Origin of the sequence: Streptomyces sp. NPDC008086 (genome assembly GCF_042957325.1) — a bacterium.
Taxonomy (GTDB): Bacteria; Actinomycetota; Actinomycetes; order Streptomycetales; family Streptomycetaceae; genus Streptomyces.
In genome coordinates, this window is the sequence record NZ_JBIBIA010000006.1 from 298694 (window position 1) to 323425 (window position 24732).

Below are 24732 nucleotides of genomic sequence, written 5' to 3' on the forward strand. Positions count from 1 at the left end.
CGTCGGCAGGCATCTCAGCGGCACACCACCAACGCGTCCAGCGCCACCGCGCCCTGCCCCCGCTCCAGCACCATCAGCGGGTTGATGTCGAGCTCCGCGAGGTGGTCCCCGAGCTCCAGCGCCATGCGCTGCACCCGCAGGACGACCTCCACGAGCGCGTCCAGATCCGCCGGGGGCCGCCCCCTGACCCCGTCGAGGAGGGCCCGCCCGCGCAGCTCGGCGCACATGTCCCGGGCCTGCTCCTCACCGAAGGGCGGCACACGTACGGCGGTGTCGTGCAGGACCTCCACGAGCACCCCGCCGAGCCCGACCGTCACGGTCGGTCCGAACAGGTCGTCGTGCGCGGCGCCCACGACCATCTCGACGCCCCGCTCGACCATCTGGCAGACCAGGACGCCGTCCAGCGAGACGTCCTCGTAGCGGGCGATGTCCGTCAGCTCGCGGTAGGCGTCGCGGACCTGGCTGGCGGACGTCAGCCCGATCTTGACGAGGCCGAGCTCGGTCTTGTGGGCGATCCGCGCGCCGGACGCCTTCATCACCACGGGGTACCCGACCAGCCCCGCCGCCCGCACGGCCGCCGCCGCGCTGGTCACCAACTGCTCGCGCGGCACGCGGATTCCGTACGCCCGCAGCAGCTGCTTCGCCGCATGCTCGCTCAACTGCTCGCCCGGGCGCATCAGTGCCTGCGCCTTGCGGAAGGACGGCGAAGGGGTGCGCGGGGCCTCGTCGAAGGGGGAGCGGTAGCCGGTGACGAAGCGGTGGTGGTCGAGGTAGGCGCGGACCGCGGTGATGCAGTTGGCCACCGTGCGGAAGGTGGCCACGCGCGAGGACCCGAGCAGCACCTCGCGGTAGGCCGGCTCGGTGCCGACCGGCGACCCCCACACCACGCAGACCAGCTTGTCCGTTCGCTCGGCGGCGTCCACCAGGTCCTGGACGAGCCGGTCGCTGAGCGGCGGGAAGGGGCCGGTGACCGGGCAGATCAGCACCCCGACCGAGGGGTCGTCGAGGATGGCGTCGATGATCTTCCGGCCGCGATGGTCGCCGACCGGATGCCCGCCGTTGTCGACCGGGTTGGCCACGCTCAGGTACTCGGGTATCCACTGGTGCAGCTCGGCCTGCTTGGCCTCGGACAGCACGGGAAGCGTCAGCCCCGCCTCGGTCGCCAGGTCCGCGAAGTGCGCGCCCGTGCCGCCCGAGATCGAATAGACGACGACGCCGTCGGCGCGGGGCGACCGCGCGCGGGCCAACAGGGCGGCGGTGTCCTGGAGTTCGTCCAGGCCGTCGACCCGGATCACGCCGTACTGCCGCATCGCCGCGTCCACCACCGTGTCCGCGCCGGTCAGCTTGCCGGTGTGTGAGGCGGCCGTGCGGGCGCCGGTCTCGGTGCGGCCCACCTTGACGGCGACGACGGGCACCTTGCGGCGGGCGGCGCGGTCGGCGGCGAGCAGGAAGGAGCGGCCGTCCTTGAGGCCCTCCACGTAGCAGGCGATGGCACCCACCTCGGGCCGTTCGGCGAAGTAGGAGATGAAGTCGGCGGTCTCCAGGTCGGCCTCGTTGCCGGTCGGTGCCCAGTGGGAGAGGCGGATGCCGAGCTCCTGGAGGGCGAAGACGGGGCGGCCCTGGTGGCCGGACTGCGTGATGAGCGCGATGGCGGGACCGTCCAGGTCCTCCCGGAACCGCTCGAAGGCGTTGAGGTTGGTGTTCGGCCCCAGCAGCCGCATCCCGGACCGTGCGACGGCGCCGGCGAGCCGGTCCTGGGCGGCGGCGCCCTCCTCCCCGGTCTCCGCGAACCCGGAGGCGAAGACGACGGCGAACTTCACCTTGGCCTCGGCCAGTTCCTCGATCACCGGAAGGGGGTCGGCGACCAGCAGCACGGCGAGATCGACCTGCTCGGGCAGATCGGCGACGGAAGGAGTGCAAGGGATGCCGAAGACGGACGGGCGGCTCGGGTGCACCGGGTGGAGACGGGCGCCGACCCGCTCCGACCAGGCGACCAGCTGGCGGGTGACACCGGTGTTCGGCCGCCCCTCGGCGTCGGAGGCGCCGATCACGGCGACCGACTCCGGCCGGAAGAAGCGGTCGAGATCGGGCACGTCGCAGTACAGCGGACGGCCGCTGACATCGAGATCGTCGACATCGGCCGGCCGGCCGTGGACGGCGGGCCCGGGTTGCTCGCCACAGGCGATGACCCGGGCCCGGCGGGAGTCGGTGGTGAGGGTGCCGTGGGTTGATCCAAGCATCGGTCCGCCCGCTCCTGTGTGACAGCGATTAACTGACGCAGTGTCAGATTAGATGAACTGACGCTGTGTCAGGAATGGCTGTGCAGGCAAAGTTGGCGGCGCGGCGGCCGCGGTGCCGATGCTGATCGGTCGACGCTGACCGGAAGACGCTGTCCGGCCGGCATCGCTCACAGCACTGCCAGTACCTCCTTCGCCACCCGCTCGCCCGAGCGGACCGCACCGTCCATGAAGCCCATCCAGTATGTGGAGGTCTCCGTCCCGGCCCAGTGGATGCCGCCGACGGGGGTGCGCAGGGCGGGGCCGTACTGGGTGAGGACGCCGGGTGCGGCGATGGAGACGGGGCCGCCGCGGGTGTAGGTCTCGTTGTTCCAGCGTTGCAGGACGAAGGAGGTGGGGGAGGCCGCTTTCGCGCCGAAGTACGTCGCGTAGTCCTTCAGTACGGCAGCCCGGACCTCCGCCTCGCTCGCCGCGTCCAGCTTCCTGGCCTCGTCGGCCTCGATGAAGCCCATCAGGGCGCCGTAGGAGGCGTCGGGAGGGGAGTTGTCGAAGGTGGAGCTGACCACACCGGTGTCGCTGACGACCTGGCCGTTGAGTCCGTCGGCGCGCCAGAAGGGAGTGTCGTAGATCGCGATGGCCTTGCCGACCGAGGCCATCGGCAGACGCTGGGTGAGCTGGTCGCGGGAGGCCGGGAGTACGGGGTCGTAGGTGATACGGGCGGCGATCGGCGGGGGTACGGCGACGACGACCTTCTTGGCGGTGACGGTGACACCGTCGGCCGTGACGGCGTAGCCGCCGCCGGACCGGGCGATCGTGCGCACCGGGGCGCCCAGCACCACCCGGTCGCCGAGGGTGGCGGCGAGTTTGATCGGCACCAGTTGGGAGCCGCCGACGAAGCGCAGTTCCTGGGCGCCGTTCGCGGTCTCGGTGAGGCGTTCCAGGGTGCCGGGGTTGGCGGAGTTGCCGGCGGCGGCGATGTAGAAGAGGACGAACAGGAAGGAGAGTTCGCGGGGTTCGGCCGAGAAGATCGAGGTGCAGGCCACGTCGAAGAGGAACTTGGCCGACGGGATGACGGCGTTGGCGCGCAGCCAGGTCTCGAAGGTCTGCCGGTCCCATTCGTCGGCCTTGGCCGCGGTCCAGGGCGCGTCGACCGGGATCTGCTTGGCCAGGTCGTCGAGCGTGGCCTGCACGATCGCGGCGTTGGCGAGTCCGGCCGCGTCGATGGGCGGGACGGCGCCGAGGATGCCGTCGGTGGCGTAAGGGGTCTTCTTGCCGTCCTTGTAGAGGAGGTTGTCACCGGTGTTGTAGGTGGCGAAGGTCTGCACGCCGAGGGAGTCGGCGAGGGCCTTGACGCGGTCCTGGGTGGGGCCGATGAACTCGCCGCCGCCTTCGGTGACGCCGCCGTTCGCCAGGTCCAGCCCGACGACTCGGCCGCCCACCCGGTCGCGGGCCTCCAGGACGACGACCGACTTGCCGGCGGCGACCAGGTCGCGGGCCGCGGTGAGGCCGGCCAGGCCGGCGCCGACGATCGCGACGTCGACCTGCCGGGTGGCCGCCGAGGCCGTACCGGCCGCGGTCGAGGTGAGGGTGGCGGCACCGGCCGCGGCGGCCGCGCCGCCGAGGAGGGAGCGGCGGGAGAGCCGGGGGGTTCGGGGGAACTGTCGTTCGCTTGCCACGTGCGTCCTCCGTCGGGGCGAGAGGGGCGGAGCAGAAAAGTTGAACAGTGCTCACATTCTGACCCCGTGCGGCGGCGCGGTACAGCTCTCCCGTCACAACTGACCCGCAAGTAACAGGAGATCTACGTAAGAGAGTTGAGGGTGTCTACGTCACCGGCAGCCGGGAGACCCGTCGGCCGGCGTCGCGGGCGATGGCCTTGGCTATCTTCCGGGCGTCGATCGCCATCTCGCGGAGGTTGCCGCTGATGGGGTTGGTGTAGCCGGTGAAGTAGAGGCCCGGTGCGTCGGCGGGGGTCCGGGCGCCCTGGGTGACGGGCTTGCCGCGTGCGTCGAGTACGCCGAGGTGGCCGATGAGGTCGTCGAGGCCGCGGGCGTATCCGGTCGCCGCGATGACGGCGTCCGGGGAGACGCGGCTGCCGTCGGCGAGGATCACCTTGTCGTCCTCGAAGCCGTCGACGGCGGCCACGATCTCGACGCGGCCCTTGCGTACGGCGTCGACGAGGCCCACGTCGAGCACCGGGATCGCGCCTTCCTTGACCCGGCTGTAGAGACCGGTGTCCGGGCGCGGCAGTCCGTGGGCCGACAGGTCCGGCACGCTGAGCCTGGCGACGGGCCTGGCGAGCCGGTCGACGAGGCCGACCGGGAGACGCCGTACGAGGATGCTGGTGCGCTGGGCGGGCCAGCCGGCGGTGGAACGGCGGACGATGTGCGGGGTGGTGCGGACGGCCAGCCGTACCCGCGAGGCTCCGCCCTCCACCAGGTCCACGGCGATCTCGGCACCGGTGTTGCCGACGCCGACGACCAGGACGTCGCGGTCGGCGTAGGGGGCCGGGTCGCGGTACTCGCCCGCGTGCAGGAGTTCGCCGGTGTAGCCGGCGCGGCCGGGCCAGTCCGGGATGCGCGGGGTGTGGTTGTGGCCGGTGGCCACGACGACCGCGGCGCCGGTCAGTTCACGACCGCCGGTCGCGCGCAGCAGCCAGCCGTGGCCGTCCGGCGCGGGCTCGACGCGGGAGACCTCGACACCGGTGACGATCTCCAGGTCGTGGTACTCGGCGTACTTCTCCAGATAGCGCACGACGTCGTCCCGCGACACCCAGCGCCCGAACCGACGCGGCATCGGCAGCCCGGGCAGCCCCGACAGCCGCCGGGTGGTGTGCAGATGGAGCCGGTCGTAGTGCCCCCGCCACGAGGCCCCGACCCCGTCCGACTTCTCCAGCACGACGGCCCGCAGCCCCTGGGCCCGCAGCGCGTGCGCGACGGAGAGCCCGCCCGGACCGCCGCCGATGACGTACACGGGGCGGGCCGTGGGGGTGGGGGGCGGGGACGCTGTGGAGTCGGCCATGGTCGGGAGCGTAATCACGCAGCCGGTTGATGGGTCTCGGTCAAGCCCGGAATTGGTTGCGGATCGATCACGGCTGTAGGAGGGGTGGGTGGGGTCTGTGGCGTAGGGCTCGTGGTTGTGGGGGTGAGGTGGAGGGGGCGGTGTGGTGGCGGGCGACGGTGGTCGCTGCCACGGGGCCGGGGCTGCGGCCGGGGTCGTGGTGCTGGGCGTGGTGGTGTGCAAGGGCTTCGGCGCGCCAACCTTCGCAGGGCGGCGGGACGTTGAGCGATGGCGGCTGTGTAATCTCGCTTCCCACCTACAGGGGAGGGAACATGCGAGGTAGAGCGGCCAGAGCCGGCTGGATGGTGGCCAGTGGGGCGGTGGCCCTGACGCTGCTGTCCGTGACGGGGGCCCATGCGGAGGGCAGGGGGGACGTTCGGGTCACCAAGACGGTCGTCAATGGTGGGAAGAACGTCATCATCGGCACGTCGGCGCGCGTCACGTATCCGATCGCCATCACCATCCGGGACAACTCCGGGGTGAAGGGCCTGTCGAGGGTCAGTGTGTTCAACAAGACGAACGGCTGGGGCTTCAGCGACTGGGTGGGCACACGGTGCGAGAAGAAGAGTTCCACCACGTCGGTGTGCACCGCGTCGATGACGATCGAGCCGGGGTGGCTGCCGGGCAGTGTGCCCGAGGACGTGAACCGCACGGCGGGCGTCTGGCAGGTCAACGCCACCGTCCGGGCCAACGACGGTGACTACTGGATCTCCGACCACATCGCCGAGTTCAAGATGAAGCGCGCTTCCAAGCTCACGACCGACGCCGCGCCCGAGCCCGTGGCCAAGGGCGCCAAGCTCACCGTCACCGGCAAGCTGTCGCGGGCCAACTGGGAGGACCTGAAGTACCACGGGTACCCCTGGCAGGACGTGAAGCTTCAGTTCAAGAAGGCCGGCGCCGCCCACTACAGCACGGTCAGGACCGTGAAGACGGGCGCCACCGGACAGCTGAGCACCAAGGTCACCGTCACGTCGGCGGGCAGCTGGCGCTGGTACTTCCCCGGTACGACGACCACCGCGCTGGTCGTGTCGGCCGCAGACGCCGTCGCTCTGAAGTAGCTCGGGAGGCGGCTGCCGGGGAGGCCGTCAGCTGAAGGGGACCGCCTCGGTCGGGGCCGTGTGCCAGTTGGTGACGATCGGCTTGTCGACGGTGATGGTGTCGACCGGGAGGGACTCGGGGTTGGGGTCGTCGGCGCCGACGGCGACGATGATGCTGTCGAGTTCCTTGCCCCCGTCGGTGGTGGTGGTCTTCGGGTTGACGCCGGCGTAGGCGGTGGTGTTGCCGCTGAGCTTGATCTGCTCGCCGACGGACTGTTCGGCGGGGCCGGCCTCGGTGCCGTCGGATCCGAAGGCGACGGTCGGCAGGGCGGCGGGCAGGTAGCAGGTGATGCCCGGCTTCGCCTTCGCGGAGATCAGGATGAAGCCGCCGGCCTGCGTCTCGGACCGGGTGCTCCAGGAGATGTCGTTGGCGCCGCAGACCTGCTCGACCGGCTCGCGCTTGCCGTTGCCGGTGTCCGCGCCGGACCCGGAGTCGGAACCCGAGCCGGAGCCGGAGGCCGACGTGTCCTCGGCTCCCTTGCCCGTTCCGGCGGAGCCCTTGCCGGTGCCCGCGGTCGACGCGCCGGTCGACGAGCCGGCCGAGGTGGCGGACGGGGAAGCCTGTGAGGCGGCGTCGGCGTCCGTGGCCTTGTCCGTGCCCTGGCATGCCGTCATCAGCATGGCGCCGCCCACGAGGGCTGCGGAGACGAGTATGGCCTTGCGACGGGTGCCGGACATGAGATCCCCCTGGTCGGTCATCAATGGTCGGTCATCAATGGTCATGGTCGAAGCGGTCGGCTTCTCGGTGCCTGCTTGATCACTATGAGGGGGCTGAGAGCCGAGGGGATCCCGGCGTCTTCGTTCCAGGACGGCGCTGTCACCGGCTGGTGACACGGTCACGGATGTCGGGGAGGAGGGGTGAGATCAGTCGCCGGGGGCGCGGAAGGCGACCTGTCTGCGGGCGGCCTCGTCGATCTGGTCGAGGGTGAGGAGAGGGGTCGCGCGGGTGTGGAGGGCGCCGCTGGCCTTCACGGTGAGGCTGACGGCGGCCATGGAGACGGGGTCGGGGAAGTCGACGATGAGCACGATGTCGTGCTCCCCGAAGGCGAAGTACATGGCCTCGACCTTGCCGCCGAGGCCGGTGACGACCTGGTCGACCGCGGCGCGACGGCCGCTCGCGCCTTCCCTGAGCAGACCCTTGGTGCCGTCGGGCGTGTAGGTGGCCTGGATGAGGAACTTGGGCATGGCGCTGCTTCCTGACCTCGTCGTTCCGGTACGCAGCATGGCCTTCCCGCCGACACGGCGTCCGCTGTCCGTGGGTTGGCAGGATTCACCCGTTGGACGCCGGGCCCCCGCGCCTCCATGGCTCATGTACTCGGGTCGCTCTGAGTACTTGCGCTCTGGGCGGTGACCCGGCGGACCGGTGACGCTTGGGCCATGCGCCGACGACCGCAAGAACCGCAGAGCCCCGTGTCCCTCCTGCCGACGATCCTGGTGCCGACCGTGCTGTCGCTCGCCGGGTGGGCCGTCTGGCTGGGCTGGGACCAGCAGCGTGATGTGCATCCGGACGGCTCGACGACCGGGCCGTACGAGGCGTGGCAGGTGATCGGGCTGGTGCTGACGCTGCTGGTGCCGGTGTGCTGGGCGGCGGCCCGGCGTCATGTCGCGGGTGCCGTGCTCGGTACCACGGGTGGGCTGACCGTCGCGGCCTTCTACGACTGGTCGGACGACGCCAGCGGTCTGTTCATGGTCGGGGTGGTGATGGTCATGGTGGGGAGCCTCGCCGTGACCGCCGGTCTCTCCGCCGTGGTCGGCGCGGTCGTCGCCCCGCGAAACGGCCGACCGGGCTGACCGGGCACACACGGCACGACGCCGGGCCCCGACACCTGACGTGCGCCGGGCCGGGCGTCGTACGGGCGGTGGCCGGGGTCATGACGGGAAACCGGCACCGCGTCCCGGGGAGAGGAAGACGGCTGTCGGGCGGCCGTCCCTACCGCGTCGCCCGCCGGCCCGCCCCCTTGCCCTGGTAACCGCTGACCTTGGCGTCCCACGTGATGAAGTCACCCGGGTCCGAGTTCGCCCCGTGGCCCTCGTCCCAGTGGGAGAGGTGGCTGACGTCGTCGCCCCGTCCGTCGGCGGCGGCGGCGAGGTTGGCGGAGACCGTGTGGGACGTGTCGGAGTCGTTGGTGCCGAGGCGGATCCAAGTTCCGCTCCGCCGGATGCATCGCGGATGCACAGACGATTGTCAGGCTCCTCGTATCTGACGTACCGTCAGATACATGGACGCGATCTGGCTCACAGGTGCGGAATGGCTGGCCGTGCTCCGGATAGGCCTCGGGCTGTGGTGGCTGGAGAGCTGGCGGCACAAGGACAAGAAGAGCTGGTTCGAGGGCGCGGGGATCTCCTGGGCGGCGGACGTGGCGGCCAAGCACCGCTGGAACGCCGTACGTTCCGGCTTCGAGGTCGTCGTGGCGCCGCGACCGCGGACGATGGCGTACGTCGTCCTGTACGCGGAACTCGCCCTCGGGCTCGGGCTCGTCCTCGGGTTCCTGACCCCGGTCGCCCTCGTCGGCGGGCTGCTGCTCAACGTCCTCTACTTCACCCTCATGATCCACGACTGGGGCGAGCAGGGGCAGAACTCGATGATGGCGCTGATCTCGCTGGTCGCGCTGTTCGGGATGTCCTGGCAGTCGTGGTCGGTGGACGGCGCGCTGGGGCTGTTCGGATGAGCGGCCCGCGCTTCGACCTCCCGGAGACCGACGCCTTCACCCGTACGTACTGGGACGCGGCGGCCGAAGGACGGCTGCTGGTGCGCCGCTGCCGGACCTGCGGGCGGGCCCACCACTACCCCCGCGAGTTCTGCCCGCACTGCTGGAGCGAGGACGTCGACTGGGAGCCCGTGACCGGCCGGGCCACCCTCTACACCTGGTCCGTCGTGCACCGCAACGACCTGCCGCCCTTCGCCGAGCGGACGCCGTACGTCGCCGCGGTCGTCGACCTCGCCGAGGGGCCGCGGATGATGACCGAGGTGGTGGAGTGCGGGGACGGCGGGGGGTTGCGGGCCGGGATGGCGCTGGAGGCCGTCTTCCGGGGCGGTGTTCCGGTGTTCCGGGCGCTCGGGTCGCGTGGGTGACCGAGGCGGGTGCCCGTGACCGGGTGACCCGGGGTGCCGACCCGGGCGTCAACCTGTGGGCCCCCGTCGCCGTGAACTCCTATACCCCCAACCCCCGCCTGAGAGTGGGGTCTTGTGTCGGCTTGGTGTCCACGGCGGAAAAGGGTGCACACCCGCCCCCGGGGCGCGGGATCATGAGGTATGCGCCCGGACGACTGGTACTGCACCCAGGATCTCAGCGGCTTCCTCTCCCACGCCGGTGGCTTCCTGCGCTCACGCCCCGATCTGCACACCGTCGCCCTGACGGTGACCGAGACGCTGCGCACCGGCGGGCTGCGTGCGTACGGTGACGAGGCGCCGGTCTTCGGCGCGCTGGAGGTGGGCGGACAGGTGCGCGCGGCCTACTTCCGCACCCCGCCCTACCGGCTGAACGTCACACCGCTCACGACCGAGGAGGCCGAGTCCCTCGCCGCCCACCTGGTCGCCGTCGGCCAGTCGGTCCCCGGTGTCATAGCGGCCCGGGAGACCGCCGAGGCCTTCTCCGCCGCCTGGCGCCGTCTCGTGGGCGGCCGGGCCGTGGTCAGCCAGCGCCAGCGCCTGTACCGGCTCGGGAACCTGACCGTGCCGCAGCCCCTCCCGCGAGGTCGGGCGCGGGTCGCCGGCAAGGAGGACCGGCAGCAACTGACCCGCTGGTACGGCGAGTTCATCGATGCCGTCGGCGACCACGCCGCGCGGGACGCCGCCGCGTGGGCCGACTCACGCATCTCCTACGGAGGCGTCAGCTTCTGGGAGGGCGAGGACGGCACTCCGCTGGCCATGGCCGGCGTGACCCCGGTGGTCGCCGGCCAGGTCCGGGTGGCCCCCGTCTACACCCCGGCCCCGTTGCGTGGCCGCGGCTACGCGGGCGCGGTCACCGCGCAGGTCAGCCGGGCCGTGCTCGGCTCCGGGGTGCGCGAGGTGCTGCTCTTCACCGACCTCGCCAACCAGACCAGCAACAGCCTCTACCAGCGCATCGGGTACCGGGCGGTGGCCGACTTCACGGCGTACGACTTCCGCGGGACCCGGAGTCTTCCGGGCAGGTCCTAGGGCGTCGGCGCCCTGAAACGGCCGCCGGGGCCGGGTGATCCCCGCGCGCTATTGTGCATCTGCAATCTGTTCGAAGAGTGCTCGCGTGTACGGGGAGAAGTAGGTCTCAGGGTGTCCGATCTGGGGAGGACCATCGCCCACCGGTACCGGCTGGTGGAGCGCGTCGGCCGTGGCGGTATGGGCACCGTGTGGCGGGCCGAGGACGAACTGCTCAACCGGCACGTCGCCCTCAAGAAGCTGCACGTCCCGCCCCATCTGCACGACGACGAGGTGCAGCGGCTTTACGAGCGCACTCGCCGCGAGGCCCGCAGCGCGGCCCGGATCACCCACCCCCATGTGATCGTCGTGCACGACGTCGTCGACGACGAGGGCCTGCCGTGCATCGTCATGGAGTACGTCCCCTCCGTCACGCTCGGCGACCTCCTGCAGCGGCGGGGCGCGCTGCCACCGGGCGAGGCGGCCCGGATCGGCCGGGCCATGGCCGCCGCGCTGCGCGCCGCGCACGACGCCGGTGTGCTGCACCGGGACGTCAAGCCCGCCAACGTGCTGCTCGGGGACGACGGCCGGATCGTCCTCACCGACTTCGGGATCGCGGTGGAGTCCGGCACACCGTCCCTGACCAGGACCGGGGAACTGGTCGGCTCGATCCAGTACCTCGCGCCGGAACGCCTGCGCACCGGGATCGCCGAGCCCGGCCCCGCCTGCGACCTGTGGTCGCTCGGGGCGACGCTGTACGAGGCGGTGGAGGGACGGCCCGCGTTCCGCCGGGACACGGCGATCGAGACGGCGTACGCCATCGCCGCCGACCCGCACGAGGCCCCGCGCCGGGCCGGGGACCTGGCCCCGGTGATCGAGGGCCTGCTGGAGAAGGACCCCGACCGGCGCATGAGCGCGCACCAGGCCGAGCACCTGCTGAGCCGTGCGGCCGACGAGGGGACCGTGCCGCTCGACCCGCCCACGCGGCAGGAGCGGGCGGGCTCCGACGTGGCCACGGCGCCGCGGCGCAGGCGTGGTCGCCGCGCCGCGGTGTGGATCGCCGCGGTGCTGGTGGTCGCCGGCGCCGTGACGGGCGGCGTACTGCTGCGGCCCGGGGGCGACGACACCGCGCGGGGCGACGACACGTCCCGGTCGCCGTCCGCGTCGCCGTCCGCGTCCGTTACCTCCGGATCCTCCGGCGGCTCCCCCGCGCCGGACGCCTCCCCGTCGCCCGTTCCGGCCGGCTACCACCTCGTGAAGGCCGGCCAGGGCTTCTCCGTGCCCGTGCCGGACGGCTGGACGGCCAAGGACATGCCCAGCGGCGAGGTCGCCTACATCGACCCGTCCGGGCTGGTGGGCCTGCGGGTCGAGGTGGTCGAGTTCGCGGGGTCCGACCCGCTCCAGCACTGGCGGGACACCGAGGAGGAGCAGACGCGCCGCGACAACCCTGGCTACGAGCGGGTCAGGATGAGCCGTACGGAGTTCCGCGGCCGGCCCGCCGGGTACTGGGAGTTCACCTTCCAGGGCAGGGCGCGGGAGTACCGCGGGGTCGAGCTGGCCTTCAGCGGTGCCGACAGCACCCAGTACGTCATCTACCTGTCCGCGCCCAACGCGACCTGGAACGAGCACCGGCCGATCTTCGACACCGCCGTCAACGGGATCCACCTGCGCGACTAGGGGGTGTTTCGAGAGTCCCGCACAGCACCCACGGCGCCCGGCACGCACTCTCGCCGCACCGGCCAAAGGCCAAAGTCCGTCCAGTACGAGGGCCTTCGTCCGGCGCGCCGAGGGTGCGCACCGGCTGCGACACCAGCCGCTGCCGCGGCGGGCGCGGGCACCGCACGGGACTCTCGAAACATCCCCTAGGGCCAGAGCAGTTCCTTCGCCCAACCCTCCTCCGTACGCCGGTAGCCGAGCCGTACGTGCCGGCGCCGGGCGTCGCCCTGGAAGAACTCCACCTCGTCGGGGCGCAGGTGGTACAGCGTCCAGGTCGGGACGGGGGCGTCGGGCTCGCGCTGGGCGCGTTCCCAGGCCGACTCGGAGGTGTGCGCCAACTCCTCCAGTGAGCCGAGGACCTGGCTCTGCCGCCCGGTCAGCGCGGCCGCCAGCGCGCCGGTCGAGCGGGCGTGCAGGTCGGCCTGTCCCTCCTGGGCAGGGGCCGCGGCCACCGGGCCCCGCACGCGCACCTGGCGGCCCTGGGCCGGCCAGTAGAAGCCGAGGGCCGCGTACGGGCGGGCCGTGAGCTGGCGGCCCTTGCGGCTGTCCAGGTGGGTCGCGAAGGACCAGCCGGACGCGTCGGCGCCGTGCAGCATCACGGTCCGGACGTCCGGCAGCCCCTCGGCGTCGGCCGTGGCGAGGGACATGGTGTGCGGTTCCACCTGCCCGGCCGCGACCGCCTGCGCGAACCAGGCCGTGAACAGCGCGAGCGGGTCGGCGGGCGCGGTGGCCGGGTCGAAGTCCGGCAACTCGGTGACCGCCGGGTCCCACACCCGCAGCGACCTCAGCAGTTCATGAAGATCCGCTTCCTGGCGATCCGGCTCGTGGAGATCTCTTTCCATGCCCCGATTGTCACGTGCGGACGCGCCCGGCCCACCGTCAGTCCCTGCCCAGCACCACCGTCCCCGACGAGCAGAACCACCCCCCGGTCGCCGACGCCACCCCCAGCCGGGGCAACTCCCCGTCCCGCCGCCCCCGCACCTGCCGCTCCCCGCCCTCGCCCCGCAGCTGCCGCACCGCCTCCACCAGCAGGAACAGCCCCCGCATCCCCGGATGCTGGGCCGACAGCCCGCCCCCGTCCGTGTTGACCGGCAGTTCCCCGCCCCGCACCAGCAGCCGCCCCTTCTCCACGAACGCCCCGCCCTCGCCCTTCCCGCAGAAGCCGAGGTCCTCCAGCGTCACCAGGGTCATATAGGTGAAGGCGTCGTAGATCTCGGCGAAGTCGATCTCCTCGGGCCGCACCCCGGCCCGCTCGAAGGCGAGCCGCCCGCTGACCGCCGCCGGGCCCGTCGTGAAGTCCGGCCACTCGGACATCGCGGCGTGCGAGACGTGCTCCCCGGTGCCGAGCACCCACACCGGGGCCGTACGGCAGTCCCGTACGAACTCCTCGGCGGCCAGCAGCACCGCCGCGCCGCCGTCGGAGCGGATGCAGCAGTGCAGCTTGGTGAAGGGGTCGGCGATCATCGGCCCGGCGAGGACGTCGTCGACGGTGATCGGGGCGCGGAACATCGCCTCGGGGTTCAGGGCCGCGTTGGCCCGGGCCTGCACCGCGACCTCCGCCAACTGCTCGATCGTCGTGCCGTGTTCGATCATGTGGCGGCGGGCGGCCATGGCGTACTTGGCGATGAGCGTGTGGCCGTAGGGGACCTCGAACTGCAGCGGCCCCCGGGCGCCGAAGGACAGGTTGCCCGTCCGCCGGCCCGTCCTGATGTCGGCGCGGGCGGTGGAGCCGTAGACGAGGAGTACGGCGTTCGCGTGCCCCCGCGCTATCGCGTCCGCCGCGTGGGCCGCCATGACCTCCCAGGTCGAGCCGCCGACGGAGGTGGAGTCGACCCAGGTGGGGCGCAGGCCCAGGTACTCGGCGACCTCGACGGGGGCGAGGGTGCCGAGCCCGGCGGAGGCGAAGCCGTCCACCACCTCCCGGTCCAGCCCGGCATCCGCCAGGGCGCGGCGGGCCGCCTGGGCGTGCAGGGCGTACGGGGTGGCGTCGTCCACCCGGCCGCAGTCGGCGAGGGCGACGCCGACCACGGCGACTTTCCGGCTCGCGGGAGTCATGAGAGGCGGCCTCCAACCTCTGGGCATCTCGTTGCGACCCTCCTAATATGACGGCCCGTCAGATCTGGAGGGAAGGGCCTCTGGAGGGAAGAGCCGGAGGAAGACCATGGACGCCAGCCTCACCCCCGAGCAGGACGAGATCCGCCGCACCCTCCGCGAGTTGCTCCACGGTCGCTGCGGCCCCCGCGAGCTGCGCGCGGCCGTCGACACCCCCGCCGGGCACGACCCGGCCCTGTGGGCCGCCCTCGCCGAACAGCTCGGCCTGCCCGGACTCGCCCTCCCCGAGGCCTACGGCGGCGTCGGCTGCTCGGCGACCGAACTCGCCCTCGCGTGCGAGGAGACAGGAGGCGCCCTGGCCCCTTCCCCGCTCCTCGCCACCACCGTCCTCACCGCCCCCCTGATCACCGCCCTCGGCACCGACCCCCAGCGCACCGCCCTCCTGCCCCGCCTCGCCTCCGGCACCCTCACCGCCACCCTCGCCGTCCCCGGCCCCGCCCTCGCCACCGCCCTCGCCCTGACCGGCGACAACACCGGCGACTGGGCCGGCGGCGGCCGCGCCGGCGGCGTCCAGGCCCGACGGACCGAGGACGGCTGGCGCCTGTACGGGCAGGTCGACCAGGTGCTGGACGGCCACAGCGCGGGGTTGCTGGTGGTCGCGGCGCACGCCGGGGGGTTCGCCAAGTCGCGGACGCTGCTGTTCCTGGTGGCGGGGGATGCGGCAGGGGTCGTACGCATACGGCAGACCGCGCTGGACGCGACCCGGCCACAGGGCCGCATCCAACTCCGTGACGTGGAAGCAGAGTTGCTGGGCGAGGAGAGCGCAGACACGCTGACCGCACTGGCAGCCGTGGGCCAACTCGCGGCCGCCGCACTGGCCTGCGAGGCAGTGGGCGCAGCCGACCGCGCACTGGAGCGAACGGTGCACTACGTGAAGCAGCGGGAGCAGTTCGGGCGCCCGATCGGCTCCTTCCAGGCGGTGAAGCACAGGCTGGCGGACATATACGTGGCAGTGCAGGCAGCAAGATCGGCGGCTTATTACGCGGCCTGGGCGACAACGCCCCCAAGAGGCGCGGGGAACCGCGTGACCAGCCACGACGAGCCCGCAGACGCCAGACGGCACACAGCGGCACCACCAGAGGCGCGCCTGGCCCTCGCCCAATCGCTGGAAGCGCTCCGCACCGCCTCCGCCGAAGCCATCCAGTTCCACGGCGGCATCGGTTTCACCTGGGAACACGAGGCTCACCTGTACTTCAAGCGGGCCGCGGGCGACGAACTGCTCTTCGGGCCGACGCACCGGCTGCGCGCACACGCCGCCGACACGGCCGGACTCTTCGAGACGCCCACGGAGCAGGAGGTGGCGGTGTGATCGGCGTACGGGTCGTACAGAAGGTGTCCTCGACGCGCGGCTTCGCCAAGGTCGCCCCGCACGTCATCCCGGTGCTGGACCGTGCCGTCCACCGGCTCACACGCGGAAGGGTGCTGCTCAGCGCCCAGATGCTGCCCGGCGTGATCCTGACCTCCACCGGGGCCCGCAGCGGACAGCCCCGTCGTACTCCGCTGGCCTGCATGCCCGAGGAGAAGGGCCGCAGCTGGATCCTCATAGGGTCCAACTTCGGTCGCCCCGGCCACCCCGCCTGGACCCACAACCTCCTCGCCCACCCCGATGCCGAGGTCAGCTGGAAGGGCGAGGACATCCCGGTCACCGCCCGGCTGCTGGAGGGCGAGGAACGGACGGCCGTCTGGAAGACCGCGCTCGCGTTCTGGCCGCCGTACGCGACGTACCAGGCCCGGGTGGAGCGGGAGATCCGGCTCTTCAGGATCGTCCGCCGACCCTAGGGAGTGTTTCGAGAGTTCCGTACAGCACCCACGGCGCCCGGCACGCACCCTCGCCGCACCGGCCAAAGGCCAAAGTCCGTCCAGTACGAGGGCCTTCGTCCGGCGCGCCGAGGGTACGCACCGGCTGCGACACCAGCCGCTGCCGCGGCGGGCGCGGGCACCGCACGGGACGTCCGAAACACCCCCCTAGGCCCCGCTGGTCAGAGCGTCGCCAGGCGCTGGACCAGGAGGAACGCGCCGATTCCCAGCATCGCCGCCCCGGACGTGCGGGCGACCGCGCGGGCGGCTGCCGGGCGGGCGCCGAGGACCGCGCGGGCCGCGAGGCCCACCGCCAGGTAGACGGCGGCGCAGCACGCCATGTGGAGCAGACCGAACACGGCGGTCTGGGCGGGGACCGGCAGATGGTCACCCTTCGTCACCAGGAACTGCGGCAGCACGGACAGGTAGAGCAGCAGACCCTTGGGGTTCAGACCACTGATCGTGGCACCGCGCAGAAAGGCGCGGACCGGGCTCGCGGCCACGGTCTCCTCGGCCGCCCCTGGCGTGCCCGGACGGCGCAGCACGCCCCACCCCAGCCACACCAGATACGCGGCGCCCGCGGCCGTCAGCGCGGTGAGCAGCCCCGGCTCGCTCGCGACCAGCACGGCGAGCCCGGCCGCCGCGAGGACCGTGTGCAGCGCGTATCCGGTGACCAGGCCCGCCACCGCCGTCACCGGCGAGCGGTCGCGCAGCCCGGCGGAGATCGCGTACGCCCAGTCGGCGCCCGGCACGCAGACGAGGAGCAGGTCGATGGCGAGGAAGGAGATGAGCAGTCCGGAGTCCATGGTGGCGACATTAGGCGGGAATGGCCCGAAAGTGTTGTCGAAGTTTGCCCATGATCGGCAGTTGTGAGGGAAGATCTTCCTCATGGACGACGTGGACAGAAAGATTCTTGCCGAGCTCCAGCAGGACGGGCGGCTGACCGTGACCGAGCTGGCCGCGCGGGTGCGGCTCAGCGTCTCGCCGTGTCACCGGCGGCTGCGGGAGCTGGAGCGGGCCGGTGCCATCAGCGGGTACCGGGCCGTCGTGGAGCCGGCCGCCGTCGGGCTGAACTTCGAGGCGCTGGTCTTCGTCTCCATGCGCCAGGAGGACCGGGACACGGTCGCCGAGTTCGAGCGGGCGCTCGCGGACATCCCCCATGTGCTGGACGCGCAGCGGCTGTTCGGCGAGCCCGACTACCTGCTGCGGGTGGCCACCGCCGACCTCGCCGCCTTCCAGGGGCTGTACGACGAGCGGCTCGCGACCCTGCCGGGGGTGCAGCGCCTCACCTCGACGCTGGTGATGAAGCACGTGGTGCGGGACCGGCCGCTGCCCGCGTAGCGAAACAGGCGGCGGCTCACCCAGCGTGAACCACCGCCTGCCAGACAGGACCCAGGTTGCTCTACTTCGTCGGCTTCTTGCCGGTGACGCCCAGGTGGACCAACAGGGCGAGGTTCGGCCTCAGTTCGGCCTGTTTGACGCCCCAGGTCTGGAAGCCCTTCTGGTGCGAGGCCACCGCCGCGAGCATCGCGACGATCGAACCCGCCATCGCGGCCGGGTTGACGTCCTTGTCGACCTTGCCCTTGGCCTGCAACTGAGTGACCGCCTCGGTCAGGGAGTTGTTGACCGAGTTCAGGATCTTCATACGGATCTTGTAGAAGCGTTTGTCGCCCTCGGACGCGCCGAGGTCGACGACCCGCAGGATCGCGTCGTTCCTGCGCCAGAACTCCAGGAATCCGTCCACGAGTTCCTGCGCGGTCTGCCAGCCCGCCTTGCCGACCCAGCTGCGGCCCTCGACGAGCTCGGTCAACCCGGCTCCCTCGGTGGCCATTTGCTCGGCGATCTCCAGGACGGCGCCCTCGACGTCCGGGAAGTACTGGTAGAAGGTCGCGGGCGAAGTCCCCGCCTTCCGGGCGACATCGATGACTTTGACGTCCCGGTAGGGGGAGGAGCTGAGCATCTCGCTGAGGCAGTCGAGCAGCTTCTGCCGGGTCGCCTGCCCACGCCGGCCGGCCACGCGGCCGTCGACGGTACGCACTTGTCCTGTCATGTCGTCAGCTTACCGAGGCGTGATCGGGGCGCGATTCGGCCGACTGCAAATGGGGTGCATGAGGATGCGGAGACTGGTGTGCCTGGTCTGCGCGCCGCACAAGACGCCGTTACGTTTGCCGCATGGCCGAAAACAGGGCATCCACGAACGGAACGGGATACCCGGAGGGCGTTCCGTGCTGGGTCGACGCACAGCTACCCGATGTGGCGGCGGGCAAGCGGTTCTACGGTGAGCTCTTCGGGTGGGACTTCGAGGAGGCGTACGACTCCACCGTGTGGGCGCTCCTCGACGGTGACCGCGTCGCCGCGCTCGCCCGCAAGCCGGACGGGCGGCTGCCCACGGTGTGGACGGTGTACTTCGCCACCCCGGACGCCCGGGCGCTGGGGGAGCGGATCCGTGCGGCGGGCGGCCAGGTGGTCGTCCCGCCGGTGCGGATGGGGGCCGGGCTCGGCGCCGCCGCGCTGGTCACCGACCCCGAGGGTGCCGTCTTCGCGCTCTGGGAGGCGGACGGCCACCAGGGCTTCGGCCGCCGGCACGAGACCGGCACGTTCGCCTGGGTGCAGCTGTACGCCCGGGACACCGAGGCGGCCAACGCCTTCTACGGCGCGCTCTTCGCCGACGCCCTGTTCGGGCCGGACGCCAGGCCCGACTTCGGCCGCGCGGCCGTCTCCGAGGTCTTCCCCGCGATGATGCCGCCGCACTTCGTCGTCCACTTCCGGGTGGACTCCTGCTCGGACACCCTCGACGCGGTGAACCGGCTCGGCGGGCGCGTACAGGTGCCGCCCTTCGAAACGTCGTACGGCACGGTCGCCGTGGTCACCGACGACCAGGGGGCGTCGTTCGCGGTCCTGGAACGCTGACCGCACTCTTACCTTCGGCCGCCTTGGACCGTCTTGGGCCGCTTTCCGCGTCCCACTATGCGAACCGGCGCTTTCGCCGTGCCGCGGGCTGTGGTTTTGTCCCAAGACACCCCGTTCCGCCCTCGGGTTCGCAACCACGCCCCGAGACAGGAAGAATCAGGGTGCGTGCCGCCGAGGCGGTGCGGTGGTGAGACGCTGCACGGGGTCGCGTACATATCTGGGTGACGGGGCCCGTACGGGGAGGTGGCAGGCAGAGTGGTGGATCAGCTGACGCAGCACGATCCGCGCAGGATCGGGCCGTTCGAGGTGCTCGGACGGCTGGGTGCCGGCGGCATGGGGCTGGTCTATCTCGCGCGCTCGGCTTCGGGCCGGCGCGTGGCGATCAAGACCGTGCGTACGGAGCTCGCCGAGGACCAGCTGTTCCGCGTCCGCTTCACCCGTGAGGTGGAGGCGGCCCGGGCGGTCTCCGGCTTCTACACGGCCGCGGTCGTCGACGCCGACCCGCGCGCCGCCGTGCCGTGGCTGGCCACCGCGTACGTCCCCGCGCCCTCCCTCGAGGAAATAGTGAACGAGTGCGGGCCGCTCCCGGCCCAGGCGGTGCGCTGGCTCGCGGCAGGCGTGGCCGAGGCCCTGCAGTCCATCCACGGCGCCGGTCTCGTCCACCGCGACCTCAAGCCGTCCAACGTGCTCGTCGTCGAGGACGGTCCCCGCGTCATCGACTTCGGTATCGCGTCCGGCGTATCGAACACCCGTTTGACGATGACCAATGTCGCGGTCGGTACGCCCGCCTACATGTCGCCGGAGCAGGCGAAGGACTCCCGCAGTGTGACCGGCGCCAGCGACGTCTTCTCGCTCGGCTCGATGCTGGTGTTCGCCGCCACCGGACACCCCCCGTTCCACGGCGCCAACCCGGTCGAGACCGTCTTCATGCTGCTCCGCGAGGGCCCGGACCTCGAAGGCCTCCCGGACGAGCTGCGTCCGCTCATCGAGTCCTGTATGCAGATGGAGGCCACGGCCCGCCCCAACCCGGCCGACCTCCAGGCCCAGCTGGCGCCCCACCTCTTCGGCTCCGGCTCGGACGACAGCGGTACGGCGTCGGCGTGGCTGCCCGAGCGGGCGGTCGGCCTGATCGAGTCCCGCAGAGGCGGCCGCCCCGCGGTGAAGCCCGCGCCGTCCTCCGGCCGCAGCGGCGGCGGCCGCGTCGCCCCCGCGCCCGTGCCGCCCCCGCCCCCGCACGACCCGGTCGTCCCCGGCCCGCAGCCCTCGCCCGTCCCGGTCGGCGCCCCCGACACCGGCCCGGTCCGGCTGGCCGGCGCCGCCGTCCCCATCGGCCCCGGCCCCCGCGTCGCCGACGCCCGCGCCGCCGCGATGCAGGCACCCCCGCCCGAGGCGGGCCTCGTCGCCTCCTGGTCCAAGCCCCGCCCCGGCGTCAACGGCACCGACCCCGCCGTGGGCCCCGCCGTACCCGCGTTGCCGCCCACGCCCCCGGAGCCCGCGGCCGGCTGGCGGCCCTGGCGTTTTCGCATGTCGAACGACGTCTGGGGCACCCCTTCCGTCGCCGACGACCTCGTCTACGTCACCTCCTTCGAGGTGCACGCCCTCGACGTGGCCACCGGCCGCCGCCGCTTCAAGACACGGGACGTCGCCTGGTCGATGGCGGTCGCCGACGGCCGTATCCACGCCTCCGACGGCCCCACCCTGTTCGCCCTGGACTGCCGCGAGGGCGCGGACCTGTGGCGGCTGCAGACGGACGCCTGGGTGTACTCCCTCAAGGCCGAGCGGGGCACGGTCGTGACCGGCACGCGCGGCGGCGGCGTGCAGGCCTGGGAGGCCTCGAACGGGCAGAAGCTGTGGGAGCTCACCGGGGCGCAGTCCGACTTCGAGTCCCCGGAGGCCGGGCCGGCGCTGTACGACGGCACGGTGTACGTCTGGCAGGACGCCCGGCTGAAGGCCCTGGACGCCCGGACGGGCGACGAGCGCTGGTCGTACCCGATCGGCGACGCCGCCTCCTGCGGCGGGGTGCCGGTGCGGGTGGCGCAGGCGCACGACGGCTATGTGTACGTCTCGGCCGGGACGCGGGTGCTCGCGCTGGACGTGGTGAGCGGCCTGGTCCGCTGGCACTTCGAGGCCCCGGCGGTCTTCCTGTGCCCGCCGACCTTCGTGCCGGGCCCCGCCGTGACCGGCGGCGGCGTGTACCTCGCCGACTACCTCGGCACGGTCTACGCCCTGGACGCCACCGACGGGCGCGACCGCTGGCGCATCGCCACGGAGTCGCGTTCCTCCATCGAGCCGGTGCTGGTGGCTGCCGGTCATGTCCACGTTGGCAGCGGCAAGGGCCTGTACACGCTGGACGCGGTCACCGGGACGCCGAAGTGGCGCTTCCAGGCGGGCGGCGACATCGTGGGCGCCCCCGCGGTGGCGGAGGGCCGGATCCACTTCGGCTCCACCGACCACCTCCTCTACACCTTGAAGGCCGACGACGGCCGCCTGCGCTGGAAGCTCGCCACGGGCGGGGAGATCACCGGGTCGCCGGTGGTGCGGGACGGGGTCGTGTACGCGTGCAGCAAGGACCGGTGCGTGTACGCGCTGGACGCGGAGAAGGGCACGGGGACGGCGCGCTCCGCTGGGTAGTGCGGGTGGGTGGTGCCGGATGAGGTTCGTGTTCGGGTGCGGCTCCGTTGTGGCTGGTCGCGCAGTTCCCCGCGCCCCTGGGGGTGCGACCCTGCGGGGCGCTACCCCCGTCTCTTCACGGGGCCTGCACTTGACGCTGCTAACGTGACGTGCTCACGATCAAGTCAACGGGGCTGAAAGGCCGTTCGGGGGTCGCACGAAATGAAGCTTCGCCATGTCCGCGCTGTGGCCGTTGTAGCCGGGGTGATGATCGCGCTGACGGGGGCCAAGCGCTCCCACGGTGGCGGTTGCGACGACAGCTCGTCCAGCTCCAGCAGCTCGTCGAGCAGTACGGGCGGCACGCACTACGACGACGATGACGACGACTACGGGTCCTCGGGCGGCGTCTCCGGCGGCAGCAGCGCCACCGCGTCCGCCGAGGCCACTCAGGACGTGCGGATCCGGAGCTGCGTGTACGACGCGACCCGGGGTGTCGTCGCCCAGGTCGAGGCCACCAACTCCAGCAGCATCACGACCTATACCTACGAGTTCGGCGTCACCTTCAAGGATTCGAGCGGCGCGGACCTGCGCACCAGCACGTCGACCATTCCGTACGTCTCGGCCGACACCACGGAGACGCTGGACGTGGCGGCCTCGTACGTCCCGAACGCCAACGAGAGCACGACCGGCGTGACTTGCGAACTGCGTGACGTGACCCGTACGGCGGTGTAGCTCAGCGGAGCCGGTGGTCGCGGCGCCGCGCCCGGAACAGCTCCGTCTGCCGCTCGCTCGGCAGGTTCCCGAGCGCGATCAGGTGCGGCGCCTGCGCGAACGCCCGGTCGAGGGCGGCCTCCCTGGCCGCCCACAGCGCCCGCACGGTCCCCTGCACACCCTCCGCCGGATACCCGGCGATGACGCCCGCGCAGTCCACGGCCGACGCCAACGCCCGCCCGGGTTCGGTGAGTTCGGAGACGAGCCCGACCTCGTACGCCCGTCGCGCCGACATCCGCTCCGCGCTCCCCATGAGCGCCATGCGCGCGGCCTCCCCGTGCGGCATCCGCAGCGCCATCAGCATCGACTCGTACGCGCTGACCATCCCGTAGGTGGTGTGCGGGTCGAAGAAGGTGGCGGTCGGGTCGGCGACGACGAAGTCCGCCTCCCCGAGCAGGTAGAAGGCCCCACCGCAGGCCATGCCCCGCACGGCGGCGACGACCGGCTTCCACAGGTCGTTGGACTTCGGCCCGACCCGCAGCAGCAGATCGTCCGTCATGTACGGCGAGTTGGGCTGCGGGACGACGGCCTCCCGGTCCAGCCCGGTGCAGAAGGCCCGCTCCCCGGCGCCGGTCAGCACGACGGCCCGTACGGTGTCGTCGAACCGTAACTCCCGCCATGCGGCGACCAGTTCGTCCCGCGTGGCCAGGTCGATGGCGTTGTGCCGCTCGGGCCGGTCGAGGGTGACCACGGCGACGCCCGAGTCCTTGTCGGTCGTGAGGCCGAGGCTCATGGGCGCTCCAGGACCCATCGAGGCAGCCCGGTGCCGCTGAAGACGGCCTGGACCTTCGCGCCGATGCGGATCCGGTCGGCCGGGAAGGAGTCGAGGGGGGCGTCGGGGGCGGTGACGAGGTTGCCGACCAGGCGGATGCGGGGGGCGTCGGAGAGTTCGACGACGACGACGTTGTAGGGGGCCTGCTCGGCGTAGTCGGGGAGCAGGGGCGGGTGGGGGACCACGTAGGACCAGATGCGGCCGTGTCCGGCGACCTGCCGCCATTCGCTCGCGAAGGACTGGCAGTGCGGGCAGCAGGGGCGGGGTGGGAAGCGGGGTTCCGCGCAGCCGGCGCAGGTCTGGACGCGGAGTTCGCCCTGGGCGGCGTACTGCCAGAAGGGGGCGCCGTCGGGGTCGGTGACGGGGGAGAGCATTCTTCGGTCAACTCCTCAGGAGCAGCGCGGAGGTGGGGACGCCTTCACCGGCGGTGACGAGACAGGTGGCGGCGCCGGGGACCTGGGCGGTACTGGTGCCGCGGAGCTGCTTGACGCCCTCGTTGACGAGGTTGAAGCCGTGCACGTAGGCCTCGCTGAGCCCGCCGCCCCCGGTGTTGAGGGGCAGTCGCCCGCCGATCTCCAGGGCACCCTGCTCGGTGAAGGCGCCTCCTTCGCCCCGCCCGCAGAAGCCGTATCCCTCCAGCGACAGCGGTATGAGGGCGGTGAAAGCGTCGTAGATCTGGGCGACGTCCACATCCTGTGGAGTGAGGTCGGCGTGCTTCCACAGGTGCCGGGCGGCGGTCCAGGCGGGGCCGGTGAGCGGGTCGTCGTTCCAGTAGTTGACCATGCCGTGGTGCTGGGCGGGCAGGCCCTGGGCGGCGGCGTGGACGTAGACAGGGGTGTGGCGGCAGTCGCGGGCCCGTTCGCGGCTGACGACGACGCAGGCCAGGGCGCCGTCGGTCTCCAGGCAGTTGTCGAAGAGGCAGAGGGGCTCGCTGATCCAGCGGGAGGTCATGTACATCTCGCGGGTCAGAGGGCGTTCGTACATCACCGCCGCGGGGTTCTGGTTGGCCCGGTTGCGGCAGGCGAGGGCGACGTTGAAGAGATGGTCGCGGGTCGCGCCGTACTCGTGCATGTAGCGGCGGGCGAGCATCGCGATCTCGTCGACGGGGCGCAGCAGGCCGTACGGGCGGGTCCACTGGGCGGGGGTGGGGAGCTGGGCGGCGGTGTTGCGCCAGGGCCGGGGCCCGCTGCCGCGCTTGCGGGAGCGCCAGGCGACGCCGACCGTGGCCTGGCCGGTGGTGATGGCGGCGGCCAGGTGCGCGACCGTGGCGCAGGAACCGCCGCCGCCGTAGCCGACCTTGCTGAAGAAGGTCAGGTCGCCGAAGCCGACCGCCTTGGCCAGCTCGACCTCGTCCGTCTCCTCCATGGTGTAGCTGGCGAGGGCGTCGACCTCGCCCGGGGCTATCCCGGCGTCGTCCAGGGCGGCGAGCACGGCACGGCAGGCGAGGGTCTTCTCGTCCTCGGGGAGGTGTCTGGCGAACGGTGTCTGGCCTATGCCGACTATGGCGGTCGCGTCCTTGAGTCCGGTCACGTGCACACC

At 72.1% G+C, this 24732-nt stretch carries 24 protein-coding genes; 12 read left to right on the plus strand and 12 right to left on the minus strand.

The genetic code is table 11. The features are described 5' to 3' along the window. Nucleotides 1-14: 14 nt before the first annotated feature. The 3 genes from ACFZBP_RS22750 to ACFZBP_RS22760 all read right to left on the minus strand — a co-directional run bounded on the left by ACFZBP_RS22750 (nt 15) and on the right by ACFZBP_RS22760 (nt 5255). Nucleotides 15-2240: an acetate--CoA ligase family protein gene (locus tag ACFZBP_RS22750; protein WP_391415567.1), complete on the minus strand. Its 2226-nt coding sequence runs from the start codon at nt 2238-2240 to the stop codon at nt 15-17. Between the two features lie 167 nt (nt 2241-2407). Beyond that, nucleotides 2408-3913: an FAD-dependent oxidoreductase gene (locus tag ACFZBP_RS22755; protein ID WP_391415569.1), complete on the minus strand. Its 1506-nt coding sequence runs from the start codon at nt 3911-3913 to the stop codon at nt 2408-2410. A gap of 145 nt (nt 3914-4058) precedes the next feature. Next, a complete protein-coding gene (locus ACFZBP_RS22760; protein WP_391415571.1) occupies nt 4059-5255 on the minus strand; it encodes an NAD(P)-binding domain-containing protein in 1197 nt (398 codons plus the stop codon). Between the two features lie 311 nt (nt 5256-5566). On the opposite strand from ACFZBP_RS22760, the gene ACFZBP_RS22765 reads away from it, so the two are divergent. Next, nucleotides 5567-6352 carry a hypothetical protein gene (locus ACFZBP_RS22765; protein ID WP_383447501.1) on the plus strand — a complete coding sequence of 262 codons (786 nt, stop codon included), beginning with the start codon at nt 5567-5569 and terminating at the stop codon, nt 6350-6352. 27 nt (nt 6353-6379) lie between these two features. On the opposite strand, the gene ACFZBP_RS22770 is transcribed toward ACFZBP_RS22765, so the two are convergent. Together ACFZBP_RS22770 and ACFZBP_RS22775 are read right to left on the minus strand one after the other, a co-directional pair. Beyond that, nucleotides 6380-7069: a DUF4232 domain-containing protein gene (locus ACFZBP_RS22770; protein WP_391415573.1), complete on the minus strand. Its 690-nt coding sequence runs from the start codon at nt 7067-7069 to the stop codon at nt 6380-6382. Nucleotides 7070-7255: 186 nt separating this feature from the next. Further along, entirely contained in the window at nt 7256-7576 is a 321-nt protein-coding gene (locus ACFZBP_RS22775) for a GYD domain-containing protein (protein WP_383447507.1), read from the minus strand. A 192-nt stretch (nt 7577-7768) separates the two neighbouring features. Between ACFZBP_RS22775 and ACFZBP_RS22780 the strand changes: the two genes are divergently transcribed. The 5 genes from ACFZBP_RS22780 to ACFZBP_RS22800 all read left to right on the plus strand — a co-directional run bounded on the left by ACFZBP_RS22780 (nt 7769) and on the right by ACFZBP_RS22800 (nt 12182). Beyond that, nucleotides 7769-8182, plus strand: a complete 414-nt coding sequence (locus ACFZBP_RS22780) for a hypothetical protein (RefSeq protein ID WP_383447510.1) — start codon at nt 7769-7771, stop codon at nt 8180-8182. A gap of 428 nt (nt 8183-8610) precedes the next feature. Next, a complete protein-coding gene (locus ACFZBP_RS22785) occupies nt 8611-9060 on the plus strand; it encodes a DoxX family protein (RefSeq protein WP_391415576.1) in 450 nt (149 codons plus the stop codon). Beyond that, nucleotides 9057-9464, plus strand: a complete 408-nt coding sequence (locus tag ACFZBP_RS22790; protein WP_383447519.1) for a Zn-ribbon domain-containing OB-fold protein — start codon at nt 9057-9059, stop codon at nt 9462-9464. The genes ACFZBP_RS22785 and ACFZBP_RS22790 overlap by 4 nt, the downstream gene beginning before the upstream one ends. Nucleotides 9465-9644: 180 nt before the next feature. After that, on the plus strand, nt 9645-10529 hold the full coding sequence (locus ACFZBP_RS22795; protein ID WP_391415579.1) for a GNAT family N-acetyltransferase: 885 nt from the start codon (nt 9645-9647) through the stop codon (nt 10527-10529). Between the two features lie 111 nt (nt 10530-10640). Further along, nucleotides 10641-12182, plus strand: a complete 1542-nt coding sequence (locus ACFZBP_RS22800; protein ID WP_391415582.1) for a protein kinase — start codon at nt 10641-10643, stop codon at nt 12180-12182. A 185-nt stretch (nt 12183-12367) separates the two neighbouring features. Here the strand turns inward: ACFZBP_RS22800 and ACFZBP_RS22805 are convergent, their stop codons facing one another. Both ACFZBP_RS22805 and ACFZBP_RS22810 read right to left on the minus strand, forming a co-directional pair. After that, the gene (locus tag ACFZBP_RS22805) at nt 12368-13063 is read right to left on the minus strand and encodes a pyridoxal 5'-phosphate synthase (protein WP_391415584.1); all 696 of its coding nucleotides are present in this window, start codon (nt 13061-13063) and stop codon (nt 12368-12370) included. A gap of 37 nt (nt 13064-13100) precedes the next feature. Further along, nucleotides 13101-14276, minus strand: a complete 1176-nt coding sequence (locus ACFZBP_RS22810; protein WP_391415586.1) for an acetyl-CoA acetyltransferase — start codon at nt 14274-14276, stop codon at nt 13101-13103. A 106-nt stretch (nt 14277-14382) separates the two neighbouring features. Between ACFZBP_RS22810 and ACFZBP_RS22815 the strand changes: the two genes are divergently transcribed. Together ACFZBP_RS22815 and ACFZBP_RS22820 are read left to right on the plus strand one after the other, a co-directional pair. Further along, the gene (locus ACFZBP_RS22815; RefSeq protein ID WP_391415588.1) at nt 14383-15642 is read left to right on the plus strand and encodes an acyl-CoA dehydrogenase family protein; all 1260 of its coding nucleotides are present in this window, start codon (nt 14383-14385) and stop codon (nt 15640-15642) included. Continuing rightward, nucleotides 15639-16112, plus strand: a complete 474-nt coding sequence (locus ACFZBP_RS22820; protein WP_391415590.1) for a nitroreductase/quinone reductase family protein — start codon at nt 15639-15641, stop codon at nt 16110-16112. Before ACFZBP_RS22815 ends, ACFZBP_RS22820 begins: the two co-directional genes overlap by 4 nt. 200 nt (nt 16113-16312) lie before the next feature. Here the strand turns inward: ACFZBP_RS22820 and ACFZBP_RS22825 are convergent, their stop codons facing one another. Next, nucleotides 16313-16936, minus strand: a complete 624-nt coding sequence (locus ACFZBP_RS22825) for a LysE family transporter (RefSeq protein ID WP_391415592.1) — start codon at nt 16934-16936, stop codon at nt 16313-16315. Between the two features lie 82 nt (nt 16937-17018). Between ACFZBP_RS22825 and ACFZBP_RS22830 the strand changes: the two genes are divergently transcribed. Continuing rightward, on the plus strand, nt 17019-17471 hold the full coding sequence (locus ACFZBP_RS22830; protein ID WP_062722382.1) for an Lrp/AsnC family transcriptional regulator: 453 nt from the start codon (nt 17019-17021) through the stop codon (nt 17469-17471). Between the two features lie 61 nt (nt 17472-17532). Here ACFZBP_RS22830 and ACFZBP_RS22835 read toward each other — a convergent pair whose 3' ends face one another. After that, nucleotides 17533-18180, minus strand: a complete 648-nt coding sequence (locus ACFZBP_RS22835; RefSeq protein ID WP_383447543.1) for a TetR family transcriptional regulator — start codon at nt 18178-18180, stop codon at nt 17533-17535. 122 nt (nt 18181-18302) lie between these two features. On the opposite strand from ACFZBP_RS22835, the gene ACFZBP_RS22840 reads away from it, so the two are divergent. The 3 genes from ACFZBP_RS22840 to ACFZBP_RS22850 all read left to right on the plus strand — a co-directional run bounded on the left by ACFZBP_RS22840 (nt 18303) and on the right by ACFZBP_RS22850 (nt 22382). Further along, complete coding sequence (locus tag ACFZBP_RS22840) at nt 18303-19040, plus strand: VOC family protein (protein WP_383447546.1); 738 nt, start codon at nt 18303-18305, stop codon at nt 19038-19040. Nucleotides 19041-19295: 255 nt separating this feature from the next. Beyond that, nucleotides 19296-21671 (plus strand): PQQ-binding-like beta-propeller repeat protein, encoded by a 2376-nt coding sequence (locus ACFZBP_RS22845; RefSeq protein ID WP_383447549.1) that lies wholly within the window; start codon nt 19296-19298, stop codon nt 21669-21671. A 225-nt stretch (nt 21672-21896) separates the two neighbouring features. Then, the gene (locus ACFZBP_RS22850; protein WP_383447552.1) at nt 21897-22382 is read left to right on the plus strand and encodes a hypothetical protein; all 486 of its coding nucleotides are present in this window, start codon (nt 21897-21899) and stop codon (nt 22380-22382) included. A 1-nt stretch (nt 22383) separates the two neighbouring features. Here ACFZBP_RS22850 and ACFZBP_RS22855 read toward each other — a convergent pair whose 3' ends face one another. Genes ACFZBP_RS22855 through ACFZBP_RS22865 form a run of 3 tightly spaced genes read right to left on the minus strand, consistent with a single transcriptional unit; the run spans nt 22384 to nt 24723 of the window. Continuing rightward, nucleotides 22384-23154, minus strand: coding sequence for an enoyl-CoA hydratase-related protein (locus ACFZBP_RS22855; protein WP_391415596.1), 771 nt, complete (start codon nt 23152-23154; stop codon nt 22384-22386). Then, complete coding sequence (locus tag ACFZBP_RS22860; RefSeq protein ID WP_391415598.1) at nt 23151-23567, minus strand: OB-fold domain-containing protein; 417 nt, start codon at nt 23565-23567, stop codon at nt 23151-23153. Before ACFZBP_RS22860 ends, ACFZBP_RS22855 begins: the two co-directional genes overlap by 4 nt. Before the next feature lie 7 nt (nt 23568-23574). After that, nucleotides 23575-24723 (minus strand): lipid-transfer protein, encoded by a 1149-nt coding sequence (locus ACFZBP_RS22865; RefSeq protein WP_391415600.1) that lies wholly within the window; start codon nt 24721-24723, stop codon nt 23575-23577. Nucleotides 24724-24732: the final 9 nt, after the last annotated feature.

What these genes read in the sequence shown, in the direction of transcription:
- ACFZBP_RS22825 (WP_391415592.1), bottom strand. Translation starts at nt 16,936, where the DNA reads ATGGACTCCGGACTGCTCATCTCCTTCCTCGCCATCGACCTGCTCCTC.
- ACFZBP_RS22815 (WP_391415588.1), top strand. Translation starts at nt 14,383, where the DNA reads ATGGACGCCAGCCTCACCCCCGAGCAGGACGAGATCCGCCGCACCCTC.
- ACFZBP_RS22785 (WP_391415576.1), top strand. Translation starts at nt 8,611, where the DNA reads ATGGACGCGATCTGGCTCACAGGTGCGGAATGGCTGGCCGTGCTCCGG.
- ACFZBP_RS22770 (WP_391415573.1), bottom strand. Translation starts at nt 7,069, where the DNA reads ATGTCCGGCACCCGTCGCAAGGCCATACTCGTCTCCGCAGCCCTCGTG.
- ACFZBP_RS22795 (WP_391415579.1), top strand. Translation starts at nt 9,645, where the DNA reads ATGCGCCCGGACGACTGGTACTGCACCCAGGATCTCAGCGGCTTCCTC.
- ACFZBP_RS22780 (WP_383447510.1), top strand. Translation starts at nt 7,769, where the DNA reads ATGCGCCGACGACCGCAAGAACCGCAGAGCCCCGTGTCCCTCCTGCCG.
- ACFZBP_RS22830 (WP_062722382.1), top strand. Translation starts at nt 17,019, where the DNA reads ATGGACGACGTGGACAGAAAGATTCTTGCCGAGCTCCAGCAGGACGGG.
- ACFZBP_RS22765 (WP_383447501.1), top strand. Translation starts at nt 5,567, where the DNA reads ATGCGAGGTAGAGCGGCCAGAGCCGGCTGGATGGTGGCCAGTGGGGCG.
- ACFZBP_RS22790 (WP_383447519.1), top strand. Translation starts at nt 9,057, where the DNA reads ATGAGCGGCCCGCGCTTCGACCTCCCGGAGACCGACGCCTTCACCCGT.
- ACFZBP_RS22855 (WP_391415596.1), bottom strand. Translation starts at nt 23,154, where the DNA reads ATGAGCCTCGGCCTCACGACCGACAAGGACTCGGGCGTCGCCGTGGTC.
- ACFZBP_RS22835 (WP_383447543.1), bottom strand. Translation starts at nt 18,180, where the DNA reads ATGACAGGACAAGTGCGTACCGTCGACGGCCGCGTGGCCGGCCGGCGT.
- ACFZBP_RS22805 (WP_391415584.1), bottom strand. Translation starts at nt 13,063, where the DNA reads ATGGAAAGAGATCTCCACGAGCCGGATCGCCAGGAAGCGGATCTTCAT.
- ACFZBP_RS22810 (WP_391415586.1), bottom strand. Translation starts at nt 14,276, where the DNA reads ATGACTCCCGCGAGCCGGAAAGTCGCCGTGGTCGGCGTCGCCCTCGCC.
- ACFZBP_RS22775 (WP_383447507.1), bottom strand. Translation starts at nt 7,576, where the DNA reads ATGCCCAAGTTCCTCATCCAGGCCACCTACACGCCCGACGGCACCAAG.
- ACFZBP_RS22840 (WP_383447546.1), top strand. Translation starts at nt 18,303, where the DNA reads ATGGCCGAAAACAGGGCATCCACGAACGGAACGGGATACCCGGAGGGC.
- ACFZBP_RS22750 (WP_391415567.1), bottom strand. Translation starts at nt 2,240, where the DNA reads ATGCTTGGATCAACCCACGGCACCCTCACCACCGACTCCCGCCGGGCC.
- ACFZBP_RS22760 (WP_391415571.1), bottom strand. Translation starts at nt 5,255, where the DNA reads ATGGCCGACTCCACAGCGTCCCCGCCCCCCACCCCCACGGCCCGCCCC.
- ACFZBP_RS22860 (WP_391415598.1), bottom strand. Translation starts at nt 23,567, where the DNA reads ATGCTCTCCCCCGTCACCGACCCCGACGGCGCCCCCTTCTGGCAGTAC.